General features: G+C 48.7%; 24 protein-coding genes. 7 read left to right on the forward strand and 17 right to left on the reverse strand.

The window, feature by feature from the left end; genetic code table 11:
* Nucleotides 1-16: 16 nt before the first annotated feature.
* The 13 genes from tolA to H027_RS0105385 form a co-directional block, all read right to left on the reverse strand.
* Nucleotides 17-1,084: a cell envelope integrity protein TolA gene (gene tolA / locus H027_RS18270; RefSeq protein ID WP_024871476.1), complete on the reverse strand. Its 1,068-nt coding sequence runs from the start codon at nucleotides 1,082-1,084 to the stop codon at nucleotides 17-19.
* A gap of 33 nt (nucleotides 1,085-1,117) precedes the next feature.
* A complete protein-coding gene (gene tolR, locus H027_RS0105330) occupies nucleotides 1,118-1,555 on the reverse strand; it encodes a protein TolR (protein ID WP_038149177.1) in 438 nt (145 codons plus the stop codon).
* A 2-nt stretch (nucleotides 1,556-1,557) separates the two neighbouring features.
* Complete coding sequence (gene tolQ, locus H027_RS0105335) at nucleotides 1,558-2,229, reverse strand: protein TolQ (protein ID WP_038149178.1); 672 nt, start codon at nucleotides 2,227-2,229, stop codon at nucleotides 1,558-1,560.
* A 1-nt stretch (nucleotide 2,230) separates the two neighbouring features.
* Nucleotides 2,231-2,644 carry a tol-pal system-associated acyl-CoA thioesterase gene (ybgC, locus tag H027_RS0105340; RefSeq protein WP_024871479.1) on the reverse strand — a complete coding sequence of 138 codons (414 nt, stop codon included), beginning with the start codon at nucleotides 2,642-2,644 and terminating at the stop codon, nucleotides 2,231-2,233.
* A 135-nt stretch (nucleotides 2,645-2,779) separates the two neighbouring features.
* Nucleotides 2,780-2,890 (reverse strand): cytochrome bd-I oxidase subunit CydX, encoded by a 111-nt coding sequence (gene cydX, locus H027_RS18645; RefSeq protein WP_024871480.1) that lies wholly within the window; start codon nucleotides 2,888-2,890, stop codon nucleotides 2,780-2,782.
* Between the two features lie 10 nt (nucleotides 2,891-2,900).
* Nucleotides 2,901-4,040, reverse strand: a complete 1,140-nt coding sequence (cydB, locus tag H027_RS0105350; RefSeq protein WP_024871481.1) for a cytochrome d ubiquinol oxidase subunit II — start codon at nucleotides 4,038-4,040, stop codon at nucleotides 2,901-2,903.
* Between the two features lie 12 nt (nucleotides 4,041-4,052).
* Nucleotides 4,053-5,609: a cytochrome ubiquinol oxidase subunit I gene (locus H027_RS0105355; RefSeq protein ID WP_024871482.1), complete on the reverse strand. Its 1,557-nt coding sequence runs from the start codon at nucleotides 5,607-5,609 to the stop codon at nucleotides 4,053-4,055.
* 449 nt (nucleotides 5,610-6,058) lie between these two features.
* Complete coding sequence (gene ruvB / locus H027_RS0105360) at nucleotides 6,059-7,075, reverse strand: Holliday junction branch migration DNA helicase RuvB (RefSeq protein WP_024871483.1); 1,017 nt, start codon at nucleotides 7,073-7,075, stop codon at nucleotides 6,059-6,061.
* 13 nt (nucleotides 7,076-7,088) lie between these two features.
* Nucleotides 7,089-7,709: a Holliday junction branch migration protein RuvA gene (gene ruvA / locus H027_RS0105365; RefSeq protein WP_024871484.1), complete on the reverse strand. Its 621-nt coding sequence runs from the start codon at nucleotides 7,707-7,709 to the stop codon at nucleotides 7,089-7,091.
* 73 nt (nucleotides 7,710-7,782) lie between these two features.
* Nucleotides 7,783-8,304 (reverse strand): crossover junction endodeoxyribonuclease RuvC, encoded by a 522-nt coding sequence (gene ruvC / locus H027_RS0105370; RefSeq protein ID WP_024871485.1) that lies wholly within the window; start codon nucleotides 8,302-8,304, stop codon nucleotides 7,783-7,785.
* Between the two features lie 122 nt (nucleotides 8,305-8,426).
* Nucleotides 8,427-9,170 carry a YebC/PmpR family DNA-binding transcriptional regulator gene (locus H027_RS0105375; RefSeq protein WP_024871486.1) on the reverse strand — a complete coding sequence of 248 codons (744 nt, stop codon included), beginning with the start codon at nucleotides 9,168-9,170 and terminating at the stop codon, nucleotides 8,427-8,429.
* A 108-nt stretch (nucleotides 9,171-9,278) separates the two neighbouring features.
* A complete protein-coding gene (aspS, locus tag H027_RS0105380) occupies nucleotides 9,279-11,057 on the reverse strand; it encodes an aspartate--tRNA ligase (protein WP_024871487.1) in 1,779 nt (592 codons plus the stop codon).
* Nucleotides 11,058-11,111: 54 nt separating this feature from the next.
* Nucleotides 11,112-11,366, reverse strand: coding sequence for an FmdB family zinc ribbon protein (locus H027_RS0105385; protein WP_024871488.1), 255 nt, complete (start codon nucleotides 11,364-11,366; stop codon nucleotides 11,112-11,114).
* A gap of 206 nt (nucleotides 11,367-11,572) precedes the next feature.
* Between H027_RS0105385 and miaB the strand changes: the two genes are divergently transcribed.
* Genes miaB through lnt form a run of 5 tightly spaced genes read left to right on the forward strand, consistent with a single transcriptional unit; the run spans nucleotide 11,573 to nucleotide 17,001 of the window.
* Complete coding sequence (miaB, locus tag H027_RS0105390) at nucleotides 11,573-13,003, forward strand: tRNA (N6-isopentenyl adenosine(37)-C2)-methylthiotransferase MiaB (RefSeq protein WP_024871489.1); 1,431 nt, start codon at nucleotides 11,573-11,575, stop codon at nucleotides 13,001-13,003.
* Nucleotides 13,004-13,054: 51 nt separating this feature from the next.
* A complete protein-coding gene (locus H027_RS0105395; RefSeq protein ID WP_024871490.1) occupies nucleotides 13,055-14,104 on the forward strand; it encodes a PhoH family protein in 1,050 nt (349 codons plus the stop codon).
* On the forward strand, nucleotides 14,101-14,568 hold the full coding sequence (ybeY, locus tag H027_RS0105400) for an rRNA maturation RNase YbeY (protein WP_024871491.1): 468 nt from the start codon (nucleotides 14,101-14,103) through the stop codon (nucleotides 14,566-14,568). The genes H027_RS0105395 and ybeY overlap by 4 nt, the downstream gene beginning before the upstream one ends.
* A 14-nt stretch (nucleotides 14,569-14,582) precedes the next feature.
* The gene (gene corC / locus H027_RS0105405; RefSeq protein ID WP_024871492.1) at nucleotides 14,583-15,461 is read left to right on the forward strand and encodes a CNNM family magnesium/cobalt transport protein CorC; all 879 of its coding nucleotides are present in this window, start codon (nucleotides 14,583-14,585) and stop codon (nucleotides 15,459-15,461) included.
* Nucleotides 15,448-17,001, forward strand: a complete 1,554-nt coding sequence (gene lnt / locus H027_RS0105410; protein WP_038149179.1) for an apolipoprotein N-acyltransferase — start codon at nucleotides 15,448-15,450, stop codon at nucleotides 16,999-17,001. Before corC ends, lnt begins: the two co-directional genes overlap by 14 nt.
* A gap of 44 nt (nucleotides 17,002-17,045) precedes the next feature.
* Here the strand turns inward: lnt and H027_RS0105415 are convergent, their stop codons facing one another.
* From H027_RS0105415 to dusA, 3 genes are all read right to left on the reverse strand, one after another.
* Nucleotides 17,046-17,723 carry an HAD family hydrolase gene (locus H027_RS0105415; RefSeq protein WP_024871494.1) on the reverse strand — a complete coding sequence of 226 codons (678 nt, stop codon included), beginning with the start codon at nucleotides 17,721-17,723 and terminating at the stop codon, nucleotides 17,046-17,048.
* A gap of 103 nt (nucleotides 17,724-17,826) precedes the next feature.
* Entirely contained in the window at nucleotides 17,827-18,051 is a 225-nt protein-coding gene (locus H027_RS0105420; RefSeq protein WP_024871495.1) for an HP1242/YdcH family protein, read from the reverse strand.
* A gap of 51 nt (nucleotides 18,052-18,102) precedes the next feature.
* Nucleotides 18,103-19,119 carry a tRNA dihydrouridine(20/20a) synthase DusA gene (dusA, locus tag H027_RS0105425; protein WP_024871496.1) on the reverse strand — a complete coding sequence of 339 codons (1,017 nt, stop codon included), beginning with the start codon at nucleotides 19,117-19,119 and terminating at the stop codon, nucleotides 18,103-18,105.
* Between the two features lie 196 nt (nucleotides 19,120-19,315).
* Here dusA and H027_RS0105430 point away from each other — a divergent pair, with 196 nt between their 5' ends.
* Both H027_RS0105430 and H027_RS17490 read left to right on the forward strand, forming a co-directional pair.
* Nucleotides 19,316-19,777 carry a chemotaxis protein CheX gene (locus H027_RS0105430; protein WP_024871497.1) on the forward strand — a complete coding sequence of 154 codons (462 nt, stop codon included), beginning with the start codon at nucleotides 19,316-19,318 and terminating at the stop codon, nucleotides 19,775-19,777.
* Between the two features lie 29 nt (nucleotides 19,778-19,806).
* The gene (locus tag H027_RS17490; RefSeq protein WP_024871498.1) at nucleotides 19,807-20,037 is read left to right on the forward strand and encodes a hypothetical protein; all 231 of its coding nucleotides are present in this window, start codon (nucleotides 19,807-19,809) and stop codon (nucleotides 20,035-20,037) included.
* Between the two features lie 46 nt (nucleotides 20,038-20,083).
* Here H027_RS17490 and alr read toward each other — a convergent pair whose 3' ends face one another.
* Nucleotides 20,084-21,160, reverse strand: coding sequence for an alanine racemase (alr, locus tag H027_RS17495; protein ID WP_038149181.1), 1,077 nt, complete (start codon nucleotides 21,158-21,160; stop codon nucleotides 20,084-20,086).
* Nucleotides 21,161-21,164: the final 4 nt, after the last annotated feature.

Consider the following 21,164-nt stretch of genomic DNA (forward strand, 5'->3'; position numbering starts at 1 on the left):
TTAATAATAACCATCATTACTCAGGCTGTATTGTTGCGTTAATAGTGCGTTCCTTCTCCGATGGAGGTGCCGGGAACGTACCGATCATATTAATCGCGGTAATACCTGCACGACAAATTGCAGGGTCGCCACTACCCGCTGTTGCACTCAGAACAAGACCATCAGGTGCCAATCTTATTTTGACAATACAACTCTTACCTTTCATGTTTTGATCAATCAACATTCGTTGCTCGATCATATTGGCGATCTTATCACCATATCCCGGATCACCACCGCCAGAACCGCCAGGACCGGCAGATGTTGAAGGTTTCGAACTATTACCTGATGGTCCGGCCGCTGCGCCACCGCTATCATCTTTCAATAATTCATCTTCCAGCTTACTCGCATCAGCCGCATCACGTTTGGCCTTTTCTTTAGCCTCTTTCGCTGCTTTTGCTTTGGCGGCTTTTTCTTCCTTCAATTTCTCGGCTTTTTCTTTTGCTGCTTGTTCCGCTTTTTTCTTCTCGTCGAGTTTCTTCTGTTCCTCTAATTTCTTTTGCTCTTCGAGTTTTTTCTGTTCTTCGAGTTTCTTTTTCTCTTCTTCTTTTTTCTTGGCGTCCTGTTCGGCTTTCAGCTTTTCTGCTTTCGCTTCTGCTGCTTTTTGATCCGCCAGCTTCTTCTCTTCGTCCTGTTTTTTCTTCAGTTCTTCTTTTTTCTTGTTCTCAAGCGCGATCTTTTTCTCAGCCTCGACTTTTTGCTTTTCGATTTCCAGCTTACGCGCTTTTTCTTTCGCGTCTTTTTGTTGCTGTTTCTCTTGTTTCAGCCGGATCGCATTCTTAAGTTGTTCCTGGCGAACAGCTTCTGCAGCGGCTTCTTTGGCTGCTGCCTGTTCTTTTGCTGCTTCAGCTTTTTTAGCTTTTTGCTGCTTCACAAATTGTTTGTGCTGATCAAATTTCAACTGATCAATCACCACTGCATTCACAATGCCGCCACCGCCACCGCCGCCGCCAGCGGGTCGTTTGGGCTTATCCAGATTCCATTTTAAAATGAACATCAGGATCAACAGTGCATGCAGTATGATAGAGATAACTATCGGACCGCTCATGCCTCGTTTCACGACGCCACTACTCCGTTTCTGTTATTTTTTCTTGTCTAGTGAATCGGTCATTAAGCCGACGTTTTCCACTCCCGCCTCTTTCAGTGCAGCCATCAATTGAACGACAGCGTCGTATTGCACTTCTTTGGCACCAGCGACAACAACGGGGCTATTGGGATGTGTTTTATGATATTCAGAAACAGCACCAGCTAACTGAATCAAGTCCGCCATATCTTTTTCATCTTCCTCACCCAGCCGTAACGAGTAGTGAGTATCTTTATCAACCTGCGCGATGACGGGGGGATCGGAATCTTCTGACAGAGGCTGAGAATCTGTTTGTGGTAAATCCACTTTTACACTCTGCATAACGACGGGTGCTGTTGCCATAAAAATAATCAGCAATACCAACATGACGTCGATATAAGGCACCACGTTAATCTCGGCAACTGCGCGTCTTTTGCTACGTTTGTTGACGTGCATGATTACTCACCTTTGCTGCCAAGCTGGCGATTTAGAATCGTAGAAAACTCATCCATGAAGTTGACATAAGCATTGTCCAGACGCTCAAGCTTAGTACTGAAACGGTTGTAGGCCACAACAGCCGGAATAGCAGCAAACAGACCCATTGCCGTTGCAATCAGTGCTTCTGCAATCGGTGGTGCGACCATTGCTAAGGACGCATTTTTTACGGCAGAGAGTGCGATGAAGGCATGCATGATCCCCCATACGGTACCAAACAAACCGATATAAGGGCTGATAGAACCGATCGTTGCCAATACCGGCAGATGCGTTTCTAACTCATCCATTTCACGGGAAAGAGAAACACGCATCGCACGATAAGTGCCATCCATGATCATTTCCTGATTTTTAAGCCCACTGTTGTGCAAGCGAGCAAACTCTTTAAATCCGGAATAGAAAATCTGTTCCAATCCGCTTAATTCATCACGGCGGTTGGCACATTCCTGATAGAGGCGATTCAGATCGATTCCTGACCAGAAACGCTCTTCAAATTGATCCGAAATGAATCGGGCGGCTTTTAAAATTTTGGTGCGTTGTACAATAATTGCCCATGATGCAATCGACATGGACAACAGGATCAACATAACAATCTGAACCAACGGACTGGCTTGCAAAATCAAGTTGGTAAACGACATTTCAGCTGGTTGCACGAGCAATCACTCCACTTACATCTTCAGGAATAGCAATAGGTTTCATTGCAGATAATCTGACGCAGGCAATAGTGACCTTGGCAGCCACTATTTCCCGGCCAGATTCGTCTACAATCTCTTGGGAAAATATCATCGAGGCCCGTTTTAACTGCGCAACCCGGCAAGACACTGCCAGTAGCTGGTTAAAACAAGCTGCATTACGGAATTCAATATCGATATGACGCACGACAAAGGCAACATCCTGCTGTAAAAGCCAATCCTGTTCGATTCCTAGCAATCGCAGCCATTCTGTTCGCGCACGTTCCAGAAATTTCAGATAGTTTGCGTTGTATACTATGCCACCAGCATCGGTATCTTCGTAATAGATCCGTACTGGCCAGCTAAACTCTGTGTTGACCATCGAGCTCATCCCGCAGTCGTAAGACGGGCGTATGATACCGCAGCAAGATTAAGGAAAGAAGGTGATCTTGCTCACTTTATTTATCCAATAAAAAAGCCACCGGATGAGGGTGGCTTTTTTGTACGACAGACTGAGTTATTTATCAGTACGACGATCCAGATTTTCGGTATGTTCCAGCCACAGCGCATTGATAATGCCAAATGCACAGGCCAGCAACAGCCCCAGAATCCATGTGAAATACCACATATAATGCCTCCTAGTAGACTGAATGTTTGTTCTTTTCAACAAACTGATTGCTGACACGGCCAAACATCTTCACGTAAGTCCAGATGGTATAACCCAGTACGATCGGTACAAAAATGGCTGCCGCAAAAGTCATGACGGTCAGTGTATTCTGAGATGACGTAGCATCCCACATGGTCAGACTTTGTGCCGGATTCAAACTGGATGGCATCACAAATGGGAACATTGAGAAACCAGCAGTCAGGATCACGCCCGCAATCATCAATGATGAAAACAGGAATGCAAAACCCGCTTTGTCAAACCGAGCAGCCAGAATGGTAAACAGCGCCATGACTAAACCGACAACCGGAGCTGCAATCATCCAAGGGTACAGGCTGTAGTTCTGCATCCACGCCCCAGCCGAAACCGCCACTTCTTTATTTAACGGGTTAGAAGCGGCTTCTGTACCTGCGAATTTCACAATGGTATAGCCATTGATGCCATGAGCGACCCAGAAACCGGCGACTGCGAACAACACCATAGTCAGCAGTGCGGTCAGCATAGCGGTTTTACGGGCACGATCCTGTAATTCGCCTTCTGTTTTCATCATCAACCAGGTAGCACCTTGAGTGACAAACATCATCAGGCTCACCACCCCGGCCAATAATCCAAAAGGATTCAGTAATTGCAGGAATGTGCCTTCATAGGTGGTACGCATCAGCGTATCAACACTGAACGGAACGCCTTGCAGTAAGTTACCAAAAGCAACACCAATGACAGTAGGTGGCACAAAACCGCCGAGGAACAGACACCAGTCCCAGCTATTCCGCCAGCGTGAATTTTCCAGTTTAGAGCGATAATCAAAACCGACAGGGCGGAAATATAACGCCATCAGGGTCAGGATCATTGCAATGTAGAACCCGGAAAAAGCTGTAGCGTACACCATCGGCCAGGCAGCAAATAACGCGCCGCCTGCGGTAATTAACCAAACCTGATTGCCATCCCAATGCGGTGCAATGGTATTGATCATGACACGACGTTCGGTGTCTGTTTTTCCTAAAATAGGCAGTAAAGCGCCAACGCCCATATCAAAACCGTCCGTGACGGCGAATCCAATCAGTAACACCCCGATCAGAACCCACCAAATCAGACGCAGTATTTCGTAATCAAACATGATGGATCCCTCTTATGCCTGTTCTGCTTCATAGAAATATTTACCGGTCTTCAAGCTGCTCGGACCTTTACGGGCAAACTTGAACATCAGGTACATTTCCACGATCAATAACACGGTATAGAACGCACAGATGCCAATCATGGAAAACAGCACATCACCTGTCGTTAAGGTTGAAGACGACAAGTAGGTCGGTAGTACTTCCCCGATAGTCCATGGCTGACGACCAATCTCTGCAACCACCCAGCCAGATTCAATGGCGATCCAAGGTAAAGGAATGCCCCACAATAATGCTTTCAATAACCAGGTACGATCGCCAATACGATGACGGCAGCTATCCAGGAATGCTGTACCAATCAGCAGCAGCATCAGTATCCCAGCCCCCACCATGATACGGAAGGAGAAGAAGACTGGTGCAACCGGCGGGATGGAATCATCCGCAGCCTGTTTGATTTGCGCATCCGTTGCATCGACAATATTCGGCGCATATGGGCTCAGCAACAGACCGTAGCCAAGATCCGATTTCAATGTTTTGAATTTAGCCAGATTTTCAGGTGTCTTTTCCCCTGCCTGCAGTTTCTTCATCAATGCAAATGCCTGCATACCATTACGGATACGCTGTTCATTCTGCGTGATCAAATCTTTCAGGCCAGTGATCTCTTCTGTAATAGAACGAGTTGCAATGATCCCGGCGACGTAGGGAATTTCGATGGCATATTTGGTTGAATGTGTTTTCTGGTCAGGAATACCAAATGCAGTGAATGGTGCAGGAGCGGCGTGCGTTTCCCACTGTGATTCAATCGCTGCCAGTTTAGCCTTCTGGACTTCACCGGTACGGTAGCCTGATTCATCACCCAGCACTAATACTGACAAAATAGATGCCATACCAAACGCGGCTGCAATGGCAAACGAGCGGCGGGCAAAAGGAATATCACGTTTTCTGAGCAGGTAATAGGATGAGATACCCAGTACAAACATAGAACCACAGGTGTAACCTGCCGCCACGGTATGCACGAATTTAACCTGAGCCACCGGGTTGAAAATCAGATCGGCAAAGCTCGCCATTTCCATACGCATGGTTTCAAAATTAAATTCAGAACCTGCAGGAAATTGCATCCAGCCATTGGCAACCAGAATCCACAATGCTGACAAGTTGGTACCAATAGCCATCAACCAGGTAGCAACCAGATGTTCACGTTTGCTTAGACGATCCCAGCCGAAGAAGAACATACCGACGAAAGTGGATTCCAGGAAGAATGCCATCAAACCTTCAATGGCCAATGGCGCACCGAAAATGTCACCCACATAATGTGAGTAATATGACCAGTTAGTACCAAACTGAAACTCCATGGTCAGACCAGTTGTCACACCCAGAGCAAAGTTGATACCAAATAACTTACCCCAGAACTTGGTCATATCCTTATAGATCGGGTTGTTGGTCATCACATACACTGACTCCATTATTGCCAGGATAAAAGTCATCCCCAGTGTTAATGGAACGAACAGGAAGTGATAGAGAGCTGTGGCGGCAAATTGCATCCGCGACAGATCAACCACAAGTTCATTGATCATGATTATTCCTCATCATTTAAGTGACATTGTTGGCAGACTCCGTCGGTAAAAACGACATCGCTACGTTAATGTAGTATTTCCAGTAAATGTTATACCATTTAACACAAATTTGGATCATTTTTGCTATAAATGTAGCTAAAACTTAGCATTTTGGCGAAAACAGAAATTAGAAAAAACGCTGATATTTAACAATTTATTAAAATAATTTAACGCGTGATATTGTAAACAAGAACGGTCACTTAAGATAATCTTAAACTCTTTTCATTGATTTAACTCAATAAACAAAGTAATTATTCCCAGATGAATTGAGAGCTAATTCGCAATATTCTTTTTACGAGAAATAATTCAATTAAAATATTATTAACAACATTTTAACAAAAAAGAAAATCTTAATTTTGTGATATCGATGGAAGTATCAAACTCAATGTAACAGGAGTTGAACGTCAGAATTAACTCTGACGCTCTGGAGTGGTAAGACCAAAATGAAGGTAAGCTCTGGGGGTTGCGATACGGCCTCGCGGTGTACGCTGCAGAAAGCCTTGCTGGATCAGATAAGGCTCTAACACATCCTCAATCGTTTCTTTCTCTTCCCCGATGGCGGCTGCGAGGTTTTCCACGCCGACCGGGCCGCCCATAAATTTATCGATGATCGCCAGCAGCAGTTTTCTGTCCATGTAATCAAAACCGGCATTATCCACGTCCAGCATATCCAACGCCTGTGCTGCGATCTGGTCGGAAATATGGCCGTCGGAGCGGATTTCCGCAAAATCTCGCACTCGACGTAGCAGACGATTGGCGATACGGGGCGTACCGCGAGCTCGCTTGGCAATTTCAAAGGCACCTTGCGTATCGAGTGATAAGCCGAGGCAACTGGCACTGCGCGCGACAATATGTGCCAGATCCTCAATCTTGTAGAATTCCAGACGCTGTACGATGCCGAAACGATCACGCAGCGGCGATGTCAGCGAGCCCGCCCGCGTGGTGGCGCCAATCAGCGTAAACGGCGGCAGTTCGAGCTTGATGGAACGCGCTGCCGGTCCTTCACCAATCATGATATCGAGCTGGTAATCCTCCATCGCCGGATAGAGCACCTCTTCCACCACTGGGCTCAGTCGATGGATCTCATCGATAAACAGCACATCATGCGGCTCAAGATTGGTCAGTAACGCCGCCAGATCACCGGCTTTTTCCAAGACCGGGCCGGAGGTGGTTTTAATATTGACCCCCATTTCATTGGCGACGATATTTGCCAATGTTGTTTTACCCAAACCTGGCGGCCCAAAAATCAATACATGATCCAAGGCTTCGCTGCGACGACGCGCCGCCTCAATGAAAATTTCCATCTGCGTGCGCACCTGATCCTGCCCCTGATAATCAGCAAGCATTTTCGGGCGAATGGCACGATCGAGTTGTTCTTCTTCTGTTGTCACTGTGGCCGGAGCTATCAGTCGATCCGCTTCAATCATGATTCAGTTTCCGTTACAGCATGGCACGCAGTGCTTCGCGGATGACATTTTCCACCGTCATCTCCGGTTTGATTACCTTGCTGACCACTAAGCTGGCCTGCTGTGGTTTGTAGCCTAACACCAGTAATGCCGCAACAGCCTCACTCTCAATCGTATCCGCAGGTTCCGCCGCACTGATGTTATCGGCAGGGGCCGCATCGGTATAAGGCGTGAACAGATCATGCGTCGTCCAGCCTTTGAGGCGATCTTTCATCTCAACAATCAGACGTTCAGCGGTTTTCTTACCCACTCCTGGCAATTTCACCAGTGAAGAAACATCTTCGCGTTCAACACAGGCAACAAACTGATTGGCTGACATGCCGGACATGATCGCCAGCGCCAGTTTCGGGCCAACACCATTGGCTTTCAGCAATTCACGGAACAGGGTGCGTTCCTGTTTGGTATTAAAGCCGTATAGCAACTGAGCATCTTCGCGTACCACAAAATGCGTGATGAGAGTGGCTTCCTGCCCGACAGCAGGTAACTCATAGAAACAGGTCATCGGTAGCTGCAGTTCATAGCCAACACCACCGACGTCGAGCAGAATTTCTGGAGGGGATTTTTCAATGATGATGCCATGCAGTCTGCCAATCACGAGCCTTGCTCCTATGCCAAAAGTTCTGCTGTAGCATAATAAATAACTGGATGAACATCCAGTTATTCAGCGTTTATCTGAGACGTCCGCGCACCGTGCCATGCACCTTACCCGCCATGCGGATCAGGCTTTGCTGGGTATGGGTATGACAGAGTGCCACCGCCAACGCATCGGCGGCATCCGCCTGCGGGCAAGCCGGCAGTTTCAATAACTGTTTGACCATATGCTGCACCTGTTCTTTATCAGCCGCCCCCGTCCCGACGACCGACTGCTTGACCTGACGGGCGGCATATTCCGCCACCGGCAAACCGGCATTGACGGCAGCGACAATGGCGCAGCCACGCGCCTGCCCCAGTTTCAGTGCCGAATCGGGGTTTTTCGCCATGAACACCTGTTCGATGGCAAATAATTCCGGCTTAAACTGCAGAATGATTTCGCTGATGCCATCATAGATCTGCTTCAGTTTTTCAGACAAATGATCGCCGCTGGTCCGGATACATCCCGATCCCAGATATTCCACCTTGCCGGCCTGCTGGCGGATCACGCCATAGCCGGTAATACGGGAACCAGGGTCAATTCCAAGAATAATGGGCATAACAACAATAAACCGAGAAAAGTCACTGACAGCAGGGTAACACGTCAGAAATAAACCCAGAAACAAACGTAGGAAATAAAAAAAGGAGCCGCAGCTCCTTTTTCTCAGCAAAACAGGAAGGATTATTCCAGTGTTGCTGCCACTTCATCAGACATAGTGCCGTTGTGGTAAACTTCCTGCACATCGTCCAGATCTTCCAGCATATCGATCAGCTTCATCAGCTTCGGTGCATCGTCTGCATTCAGATCGACTTCAGTGCTTGGGATCATGCTGACGGCTGCGTTATCTGGTTTGAAACCAGCGGCTTCTAAGCCATCCAGCACTGAACCGAAATCTGTTGGTGAGGTGTAAACGTCGATAGAACCATCTTCATTGGTTTCAACATCGTCCGCACCCGCTTCCAACGCAGCTTCCATGATCGCATCTTCATCGCCTTCCGCGAATGAAATCACGCCTTTTTTGGTGAACAGATAAGCCACTGAGCCGTCAGTCCCCAAAGCACCACCGCTCTTGGTGAAGGCATGACGCACACCGGATACGGTACGGTTACGGTTGTCAGTCATACATTCAACCATCACCGCCGTACCAGCCGGACCGTAACCTTCATATACCAATGTTTCCAGCTCAACGCCATCATCGCCACCCGCACCACGCTTGATTGCGCGATCAACGGTATCACGGGTCATGTTCTGTGACAGCGCCGCAGCAACCGCCGCACGCAGACGCGGATTAGAGCCGGCATCCGGACCACCCAGACGAGCAGAAGTGGTGATTTCACGGATCAGCTTAGTGAAAATTTTACCGCGTTTCGCGTCCTGAGCCGCTTTACGGTGTTTAATGTTGGCCCACTTACTGTGACCTGCCATAACTCTCTCCTGATAAAAATTAGCGCTGAATCTATCAGCTAAAATCAGTGGGTAACGTGGTGACGGTAGCATTCCCGCCACAAAAGCCGCGTTACCCGGAAAACAAAATTATTGTTCGTCAACGTTGCGGGCAATCACCGTAGTCTTGATAGCCAGTTCGCTTAACTGTTGATCGTTAGCAAAGCTTGGAGCATCCGTCATCAGACACGCGGCAGCGGTGGTTTTCGGGAACGCAATCACATCACGAATGTTGTCAGTGCCCGTCAGCAGCATGGTCAGACGATCCAGACCGAAGGCCAGACCGGCATGTGGTGGCGTACCAAATTTCAGCGCATCCAGCAGGAAGCCGAACTTCTCTTTCTGTTCAGTTTCGTTGATACCGATAGTACGGAAAACCGCCTGCTGCATATCGCCACGGTGAATACGCACCGAACCACCACCCACTTCGTAGCCGTTGATCACCATGTCATAGGCATTGGCATACGCCGCCAGCGGATCGGCTTCCAGCTGTGCTGGCGTGAAATCTTTCGGTGCGGTAAACGGATGGTGCATCGCAGTGACACCGCCTTCGCCGTCTTCTTCAAACATCGGGAAGTCGATGACCCACAGCGGTTTCCAGCAGTTTTCCACCAGATTCAGATCGCGGCCCACTTTCAGACGCAGAGCACCAATGGCATCACACACGACTTTCTTGCTGTCAGCACCGAAGAAAATGATGTCGCCATCCTGAGCCCCCGTCCGTGCCAGAATTTCACGCACGATTTCATCGTTCAGGAATTTGGCTACCGGAGACTGGACACCCTCCAGACCGTTAGCGGCCTGATTGACCTTCATCCAGGCCAGACCTTTCGCGCCGTAGATCGCAACGAACTGGGTGTATTCGTCAATCTGTTTACGCGACAGCTGGGCACCACCCGGTACACGCAGCGCCGCCACACGACCTTTCGGATCGTTCGCCGGGCCGGCAAATACAGCAAAAGCCACTTCTTTCAACAGATCGGCGACATCCACCATTTCCATTGGGTTACGCAGATCCGGTTTGTCAGAACCGTAACGGCGCATCGCTTCATCGAAAGTCATGATCGGGAATTGGCCCAGATCCACACCAATGGTGTTTTGCCACAGGCCCCGGATCAGATTTTCCATCAGCTCACGCACCCGTTCGGCGTTCAGGAACGAGGTTTCCACGTCGATCTGGGTAAATTCTGGCTGACGGTCTGCACGCAGATCTTCATCACGGAAGCATTTAACGATCTGATAGTAGCGATCGAAACCAGACATCATCAGCAGTTGTTTGAACAACTGTGGTGACTGTGGCAGAGCATAGAATTTGCCTTTGTGCACACGGCTTGGCACCAGATAGTCACGCGCACCTTCCGGTGTGGCTTTGGTCAGCATCGGCGTTTCGATATCGAGGAAACCATGTTCATCCATATAACGGCGCACAAAGCTGGTAATACGGGCACGGGTTTTCAGGGAAGCCGCCATTTCCGGGCGACGCAGATCCAGATAACGGTATTTCAGACGCTGTTCTTCGGTGTTGGTCTGGTTGAAATCCAGCGGCAGCGGCTCGGCGCGATTGATGATTTCCAGACCATGCGCGAATACCTCGATTTCACCGGTCGCCATGTCCTTATTGATCTGGCTCTCTGGACGGGCACGTACTACACCGGTCACACGGATACAGAATTCATTACGCAGTTCTGAAGCCAGCGCGAACGCTTCCGGTTTATCCGGATCAAAGAACACCTGAACAATGCCTTCTCGGTCACGCATGTCGATGAAAATCAGACCGCCCAGATCACGACGGCGATGCACCCAACCACACAGGGTGACGGTCTGTTCGACATGGCTACTTGTCACCTGACCACAGTAAATGCTACGCATGATTAATTCCTTTACTGAATTTTTAGCTCCGGTTTTACCAGAGGTATTATGTAATTATTCGCCAGCAGCCGGACAACCTTTGCATCCGCCCTGTGCTGAATCGCATGTTGCCAGATTTTTCTTTGTTCCGGTTTTAAAGTCGGTTTCATACCAGCCACCGCCTTTTAAGCGAAAGCCCGGAGCAGAAAGTAATTTTTTCAATGCAGCCTGAGAGCAGGCTGGACAGTCCACCAGCGGCGCATCAGACATTTTCTGCAGTTTCGCAAGCTGATGGCCACAATGCGTACATTCGTACTGATACATCGGCATAGTGTTAACCCACGATTGTTCCACAAAAGACCGCGTATTATAGAGGAAAGTCGACGCGCTGATAACTAGCACATTCAGGGAATAACAGCGCTGTTTTGACGGAAAGATGTGAATTTCGGTCAGCTTAATGCCGCAAATATAGTCAGTACCTGACTAACCAAGTAGAATACTGCGTCTTTGTTAATAGTGAGTCAGCCAAGCAATCCATGAGCAAGAAACTGCATATCAAAACCTGGGGCTGCCAGATGAACGAGTATGACTCGGCCAAAATGGTAGATTTGTTGACCAGTTCACTGGGTTATGAAACCACCGAGCTTCCGGAAGAAGCTGACCTGCTGGTATTGAATACCTGTTCTATCCGCGAAAAAGCGCAGGAAAAACTGTTCCACCAGCTAGGACGCTGGAAAGAACTGAAAAAGAAAAATCCGGAGCTGGTGATCGCAGTTGGCGGTTGCGTGGCTTCGCAGGAAGGCAAAGCCATCCGTTCTCGCGCGCCGAATGTTGACGTGGTGTTTGGTCCGCAAACGCTGCACCGTCTGCCTAATATGATCAAACAGGTCAAAGCAGGCCACGGTGCACAGGTCGATGTCTCCTTCCCGGAAATCGAGAAATTCGACAACCTGCCAGAACCGCGTGCTGAAGGCCCGACGGCGTATGTTTCCATTATGGAAGGTTGTTCCAAATATTGTACTTACTGTGTGGTGCCTTATACCCGTGGTGAAGAGGTCAGCCGCCCGCTGGATGACGTGCTGTATGAGATCGCACAACTGGCGGAACAGGGCGTGCGCGAAGTCAACCTGCTGGGTCAGAACGTGAATGCCTATCGTGGCGAAACGCACGATGGTGGCATTTGCTCGTTTGCGCAATTACTACGTCTGGTTGCCGCCATCGATGGTATCGATCGTCTGCGCTACACCACCAGCCACCCGATTGAATTTACCGATGACATCATCGATGTGTATAAAGACACACCGGAACTGGTAAATTTCCTGCATCTGCCGGTGCAGAGCGGTTCCGACAAGATCTTATCGATGATGAAACGCCCGCACACGGCGTTGGAATACAAATCGAAGATCCGCAAGCTGAAAGCCGTACGCCCAGACATTCTGATCAGCTCCGATTTCATTGTCGGCTTCCCTGGCGAAAGCGATGACGACTTTGCGAAAACAATGAAACTGATTGAAGACATTCAGTTTGATACCAGCTACAGCTTCATCTTCAGTGCCCGTCCCGGCACACCGGCTGCCGATATGCCCGATGACACCCCGCTTGAGGTGAAAAAAGAGCGTCTGGCTCATCTGCAACAAACTATCAATAATCAGGCAATGCAATACAGCCGCCAGATGCATGGCACCGTCCAGCGTATTCTGGTGGAAGGGCCATCCCGTCAAGACATCATGGAACTGCGTGGTCGTACCGAAAATAACCGCGTGGTGAATTTTGCCGGCGATGCCCGTCTGATTGGTCAGTTTGTTGATGTGGAAATCACCGAAGCACTGCCTCATTCATTACGTGGTAAAATTATCCGTACTGAATCTGAAATGGGGCTGCGTCAGGACGTCAGTCCGGCTGAGATCCTGAATCGCCGTCCTGATGGGGTGGCAGATGAATTGGGTGTAGCCCAGTTCCGTCCTTAAGTGTTGATTCCGGCCGTCATCTGACGGCCTGTTTTATTAAAGAGGAATACTTTGAGCCGACATATCGCCACTCTCGACATCCATATTGAACCGGCTGACAGCCAGCGGCTCGCCAGCCTTTGCGGCCCTTTCGATGACAATATCAAACAGATTGAACGTCGGATGGGCGTCGAAATTATTTATCGCAATAACCATTTTCAAGTGGTTGGCAAAGGCAATGTGGCCCAGGTGGTTGTCGATCTGCTGAAACAGCTTTACGTGGAAACCCAGCCAGTGCGCGGCCAGAAGATTGTTGATCTGACACCGGATCAGGTGCATCTGGCGATCCAGCAGTGCCATATGCTGGAACAAGGTGACGATGAAGAAAGCCCAACGACGATCCCCTACGGTAAAGAGGTCAACATCAAAACCAAACGCGGCATGGTAAAACCGCGTTCACCGAATCAGGCACAGTACCTCAACAATATCGTCGTGCATGATATTACGTTCGGGATTGGCCCAGCCGGTACCGGCAAAACCTATCTCGCCGTGGCGGCCGCTGTGGATGCCTTAGAGCGTCAGGAGATCCGTCGTATTCTGCTGACGCGTCCTGCCGTTGAAGCCGGTGAAAAACTCGGGTTCCTGCCAGGCGATCTGAGCCAGAAGGTCGATCCGTATCTGCGTCCGCTCTACGATGCTCTGTTTGAAATGCTGGGTTTTGAACGGGTCGAGAAACTGATCGAACGTAATGTCATCGAAATCGCGCCGCTTGCTTACATGCGTGGCCGCACGCTGAACGATGCCTTTATCATTCTCGACGAAGGGCAGAATACCACCGTCGAGCAGATGAAGATGTTCCTGACCCGTATCGGTTTTAACTCCAAAGCCGTGATCACCGGTGATATTACCCAGATCGACCTGCCCCGCAATGTGAAATCCGGTCTGCGTCATTCCATCGAAGTGCTGAATGGAGTGGATGGTCTTTCATTTAACTTTTTCCAGGCAACCGATGTGGTTCGTCATCCGGTTGTCGCACGCATCGTGCAGGCTTACGAAAAATTTGAACAACAAAAAGCGGCTGCGGAAAGCAAATCCGCAAACCGTGAGGAATCCTCGTCATGAGCGTTACGCTTGATTTGCAAATCGCCTGTGCAGATACCACAGGCTTACCTTCAGAAACACAGTTCCAACAATGGCTGGATACCGCTATTTTACCGTTTCAACAGGAAGCCGAAGTCACCATTCGCCTGGTCGATGAAGCGGAAAGCAACGAACTTAATCTGACCTACCGCGGTAAAGACAAACCCACAAACGTGTTGTCCTTTCCGTTTGAATGTCCGCCGGGAGTGGAAGATTTCCCCTTGTTGGGCGATCTGATCATTTGCCGTCAGGTGGTTGAAAAAGAGGCCGATGAACAAGAAAAAACGCTGGAATCCCACTGGGCGCACATGGTCATTCATGGTAGCTTGCATTTATTGGGCTATGACCATATAGAAGAGGAAGAAGCCGAAGAGATGGAAGCTCTGGAAAAGGAGTTTATGCAGGCTCTCGGTTATCCTGACCCTTATAAAGATGATGAAATTTAAGGATTAATGACATCATGAGTGATGAGCACCCTCATACTAGTCACGGTTCATCCCGACGAAAATGGTTGGAACGTTTAAGCCATTTGTTTCAGGGTGAACCGAAAGATCGTAACGATCTGGTTGAAGTTATTCAGGATGCCGAAGAACGCGACGTCATCGATGAAGACACCAAAGAGATGATCGAAGGCGTTCTGGAAGTTTCAGAACTCAGGGTACGGGATATCATGATCCCCCGCACCCAAATGATTACCATTCGTCGCGACCAGCCCGTCTCGTCATTTCTGCCGCAGATCATCCGCTCTGCACACTCGCGGTTCCCGGTGATCAGCGATGATAAGGATCATGTCGATGGGATCTTGTTGGCCAAAGATCTGTTGCCGTATGGCTTCGGGCTAACCAATGAACCTTTTGATTTTGAAAAGGTGCTGCGCCCTGCGGTGGTGGTGCCGGAAAGTAAGCGTGTTGACCGACTACTGAAGGAATTCCAGCAACAGCGCTATCATATGGCCATAGTAGTCGATGAATTCGGTAGTGTGTCCGGTCTAGTGACAATTGAAGATATTCTGGAATTAATCGTCGGTGAAATCGAAGATGAATATGACGAACAAACTCACGATCAACCGACGATCAGAGCACTGGATGAACATCGTTTTACCCTCAATGCATTAACACCGATTGAGGATTTTAACGAATATTTCTCCAGCCATTTCAGCGATGATGATGTCGACACCATTGGTGGTCTGGTGATGCATGGTTTTGGTCACCTACCCAAGCGAGGCGAAAGTATTGAACTGTCAGGATTTGAGTTCAAAATTCTGCAAGTCGATCGTCGCCGTCTTATCCAATTACAAGTAACACCTCCTGAACAGCGAACTGATAATGAATTGGAATGATTCTGACGGTTTCAGCCGTCCTGTTTCACAACGCGCTCTCTGGGGCGCGTTGTTGTCTGGCTTACTCTGCGGATTCGCATTTGCTCCCTTCAAGCTCTGGCCATTGGCATTTGTTGCCATGCTGGGTTTATTGGCTTCCTTACATCAGCAAACCGGCAAACGCGCATTTCGTCTGACCTGGTTGTTTGCGATGGCGATGAATTTACCCAGTTTATGGTGGATCCATGTCAGCATGACGCAATTCGGTGGCATCTCCCTGCCCGTTGCTTTTATTCTGGTCGCCGTCTTATGCGCCTATCTTTCCCTTTACCCCGCTCTGGCTGCAGCCATATTGAACCGCTTCTTCCCGCGCAGCGGAGCAACCCGCCTGTTATTGGCATTTCCGGCTTTGTGGCTGATCAGTGATTGGGCTATGGGGCATGTCTTAACCGGCTTTCCCTGGATGTGGCTGGGTTACTCGCAGACGGATACCTGGTTAACCGGGTTCGCACCATTATTTGGCGTGCAGAGCATCACCCTCGCCGTATTATGGTCTGCTGCGGCCTGCCTGCTGTGCTGGCAACAGCGTCAGATCTTATGGTTGCTGCTACCGGCCCTTCTGTTCTTTACCGGCTACGGACTACAGCAAAAGGTTTGGACAACGTCCGGTGATCCCGTGAAATTTGCCTTGGCGCAAGGCAACATTCCTCAGTCATCAAAATGGGATCCAAATTTCATCAAGCCAACACTCGTTCGCTACATTGCGCTCACACGTGAAAGCAAAGGCGCTGACATCATCATCTGGCCAGAGTCCGCTGTGCCGGCTCTGGAAAACGACATGCGTGAATTCATGACAAACATGGATGATGCCATGCGCAGTCAGAAAACAGGATTCATCACCGGCATTCAATATTACGATCAATCGCTGGATCGTTATTACAACGGCGTCGTGGCGACCGGGTTGATTGATAAAGCAGGCACACGAAGTTATCAGTATGGTCAGGGCAACCGATGGTATAAACACCATCTGCTACCGATTGGTGAGTTTGTACCATTCGGGGATCTGCTGCGACCCATCGCCCCCTTCTTTGATCTGCCGATGTCCTCTTTTTCCCGTGGGGATTTGCAACAGGAAAACTTGCTCTCTGCCGGGTATAAATTCGCCACCTCGATTTGCTATGAAATGGAGTATTCCGATGAATTACGTCATAACATTCATGACGATACACAATTCATTGTGAATGTATCCAACGACAGTTGGTTTGGCACCTCTGGCGGCCCATGGCAACACATGGAAATTGCCCGTATGCGCGCGATGGAGTTTGGTAAGGCCGTGCTCAGAGCCACGAACAGTGGTGTCACGCTGGCAATTGATCAAAAAGGGAAAATCATCGACATGCTGCCGCAATTCCAGCAAAAAGTGTTACGCGTCGAAGCCCGCCCAACTACCGGTGTTACCCCCTACACCCGTTGGGGCTCCCTTCCTTTAATTGCATTTTGTATTGCGGCATTACTGATTGCCCTGATACAGCAAAATCGCCGGCGTTCACGCTATCTGTAAGTGCTCAATCAGAGCAGGTCAACACGGGACCTGCTCTGTGCTGTTTACGCAAAAAGCGCCGCAACATCAAGTTCATCCAGTTGCGAAATAACCTGATCTACCCCGGCGACTTGTTGTAGCTGTGCCTGTTTTTCTTTTGGCCCTAACGCCACGATATAACCAGCTCCACCACGACGAGCCGCCTCCAACCCCGATAACGAATCCTCAATCAACAAACAATGATCAAACGGAACATGGATCTTGTCCGCCGCAGCAAGGAACAGTGCCGGATCTGGTTTTCCCGGACGGGAACCATCATCAAAAACCAGCTTGTCTCTTGCAAACCAACGGGCCAAATCGAGCTGTTGATAATAGAAATCCACATTCAAAGCAGGTGATGCGGTTGCAATGGTAAACGGAATTTGCCGTTGCTGTAATTGTTCCAATAATGCGATTGCCCCCGGAGAGAAACAGTATTGCTCACCAGCAGCAATCGCCAGCTCATGGTAGGTATGTTCTTTTTGCTCGATCAAGCGATTGAGTTCAAGCAATGAGAGCACTTTGCCCGTCAAATAGGTCAGGGTATGTTGATTGTTGCGCCCATGTACATGCTGATCCATCTCTTCAACAGTGAATGCCTTACCGCGCAAGCGTTTGGAAAACAACTGCCATGCAGCTTCATGCAGGTGAGTATCCCACAGCAAAACACCATTAAAATCAAATACCACGCCACGTAGTTTCATTTCATAACCTTCATATGAAAAATAAACGTAGTGTGAACTTGATTTTAAGGTTGCAGGTAATAGCGCACCGCCAAACAGTGATGTTCAGCACAATTCAATATGGTTATTTACAGAGTAATTGACGGTAAAGCGACTCTTTCAAACGGAGTCGTTGCGAGGCCAGCGTCGGTAATTGCGCCAGTGCATCAGAGCCCGATAAAGCCGTGATCTGTGCATCAACCGCATAATATGATGCTAGCAGGGCAGAAAACTCAGGGTCATCATGACTGAGTCGTTCAAAGCGTGCAGCCATATCAGGAAACTCATCTGACAGAGAGTAAGACATCATGAGACCTCCTCATATAACGGTCTCATGACTATAGATGATTTCGGTTAAAATTTAGTCGAAAAGATCACATTCCTGCACATGTTTTAGTGCCGCCATCACGACATCAATCCCCGCCCCTTTACGTGGCGCATGCTCACTAAGATGTCGCCGCCAGGCGCGTGCGCCGGGTATGCCCTGAAACAGCCCCAGCATATGGCGGGTTATATGTGACAAATATCCCCCCGCTTGTAGGTGCGCCTCGATGTAAGGCAACATCTGCATCACTACCTCATGGCGCGACGGGACAGGGTGATTATTTGCAAATAATGCGCTATCAACCTGCGCTAACAAATACGGATTCTGATAAGCCTCTCGTCCAACCATGACACCATCCACATTCTGTAAATGATGTTGGATCTGAGCCAGATCAGTGATCCCGCCATTAATTGCAATCGTCAGATGAGGATAATCCCGTTTGAGCTGATATACCCGTTCATAATCCAGAGGGGGTATATCTCGATTTTCCTTCGGGCTCAAACCACTCAACCAAGCTTTACGGGCATGCACAATGAAGGTATCACAGCCAGATTGTTGTACCGTTTCAATGAAATCACACAAAAATGGGTACGAATCGAGTTCATCAATCCCGATCCGCGTCTTCACGGTCACCGGAATATCCACCTTCGCGCGCATCGCAGCCACACAATCCGCAACCAGTTGTGCCGAAGCCATTAGACAGGCTCCAAATCGTCCGTTTTGTACCCGGTCGGAAGGACAACCTACGTTGAGATTAATTTCGTCATAACCGTGTTCCGCCGCAATTTTGGCACATTTCGCCAAATCAGCTGGGTCAGAACCTCCCAGTTGTAATGCAATCGGGTGCTCTTCTTTGCTATATTGCAAATAATCGCCTTTACCGAACAATATCGCCCCTGTCGTTACCATCTCTGTGTAAAGTAAGGTATTTTTTGTCATTAAGCGATGAAAGTAGCGGCAATGCCGATCCGTCCAATCCAGCATTGGCGCAATAGAAAAGCGGTTTAATGGATAACAAGCTACGTTATCAGTAGCGAAAGCTGGATTAGACATGTCAGAAACCTGTGATAACTCGAAGGGCGGATATGTTACGTGAGATTCAAGGTATTGCAATCATCAGCAATGGATGTGAAAAAGGTAAAAATGCATCATTCATCTAACATCCATCAGAAATAATTAGCACATAAATTACCACTTAGCAGCGGGTATGTTAGAGTTTAAATATAGTAATAAGAGGAATATCCAGAAAATGCGCGCAGAGTTTGTTAATCCGTTTCTGTTATCGTTAATGAATGTAATGAGCACCATGGCTCAGCTTGAGCTCAAACCGGGTGCACCTCGCAAAAAGAATGATGATGTGGCCCGTGGTGATGTCTCTGGTTTAATCGGCATGGTTGGCCCGCAAACAAAAGGATCTTTCTCCATCACATTTGATCGTTCTCTTGCTCTCGAAGTCATGCGCCGTATGTTAGGCGAAGCCCCAACCAGTATTAATGAAGAAGTCACAGACATGGTGGGTGAAATAACCAACATGGTGACAGGTGGCGCCAAAAGAATTCTTGGTGAAAAGGGCTATGACTTCGATATGGCTACACCAATTGTTGTATCAGGAGCCAATCACACCATCAGTCATAAAGGAAATGCGCCTAAAATTCTGATGCCGTTTGAATGCGAGTTTGGCAGCGCCACTATTGAGATCTGTTTTGAATAAGGGATGATAAACAGAACAGGAGCAATCGTATGTTTAGTAAACTTTTCTTATGGGCTTTTATTGCTTTCGTTGCTGTGCTGGCTTGCTCCAAAATTAATCTGCAAACATCTATCTATAAAGAAAACGAAAATAGTCTGGAGATTATTTTCCCCCAATGGCACACCGAGCAGCCGTGGTTATATTTTTACTGGACTCCCGGTATCGTGAAATGGCAGAAAGATCCGTCTGCTGATGATAGCGGTAACACTCCAACACCCTGAGCCATCATAAAAAACGCCAACATTAGTTGGCGCTTTTTATTCTTGTTTATTTATATTCCATAATGACGCGCGGTGTTAGCTTGGTGATCAATTCATAAGGAATTGTACCAATCGCTTCTGCCACCGTTTCGACCGGAAGCCCCTCGCCCCACAACGTCACATCATCACCAACCTGATCCGTGGCATCTGGGCCTAAATCAACCGTCAGCATATCCATCGATACACGTCCGACCAGCGGAACAATCCGGCCATTGACCCGAACCGGAACACCGCTGGGCGCCATGCGGGGATAACCATCTCCATAGCCAATAGCAACCACACCGATTTTAGTATCACGGGATGAAACCCATTTCGCACCATAGCCTACAGGTTCACCTTGCTTGACCAAGCGCACAGCGATCAGATTCGTTTTTAGCGTCATGACTGGCTGTAAGCCATGGTCTGCTCCCGTTTTTCCTTCAAACGGGGAAGCCCCATACAACATGATCCCCGGGCGGATCCAGTCAGCATGAGCGTCCTGCCACGCCATAATGCCAGCAGAGCTTGCCAGAGAGCGTTCGCCCGGATAGCCCTGGGTTAACTGATTAAACAGCTCGATTTGTTTCGCCGTCGCCAGATTATCCAACTCATCGGCACAGCTAAAATGAGTAATGAAATTAAACGGCTGTACCACGTTCTGACATTTTGACAACCGAGCACAAAATGTCTCAACATCCTCCGGACGTACACCTAGACGATGCATTCCCGTATCCAGTTTCACCCAAACCTTCACCGGGTTGGGTAAGGTCATCTGTTCCAATGCGTCCAGTTGTTCTGTGGTATGTACGGCCGTTTGTAAATTATTAGCAGCCAGCACAGGTAAGTCATCCGCACTGAAAAAACCTTCCAACATGATGATTGGTTTCACAATGCCATTGGAGCGCAGGATCAACGCCTCTTCCAAGCGAGCGACCGCATAGGCATCGGCAGAAGACAATGTTTTAGCCACTTGAACCAAGCCATGCCCATAAGCATTGGCTTTTACGACAGCAACCACTTTCGTGTTCGCCGGGATTTGTGATCGGACTACCGCAAGATTGTGTTGTAATGCCTGAGCATCAATCTGCGCCGTTGCACCTTTCATGAAT

The organism is Tolumonas lignilytica, from assembly GCF_000527035.1.
In the GTDB taxonomy this organism is placed as follows: domain Bacteria; phylum Pseudomonadota; class Gammaproteobacteria; order Enterobacterales; family Aeromonadaceae; genus Tolumonas; species Tolumonas lignilytica.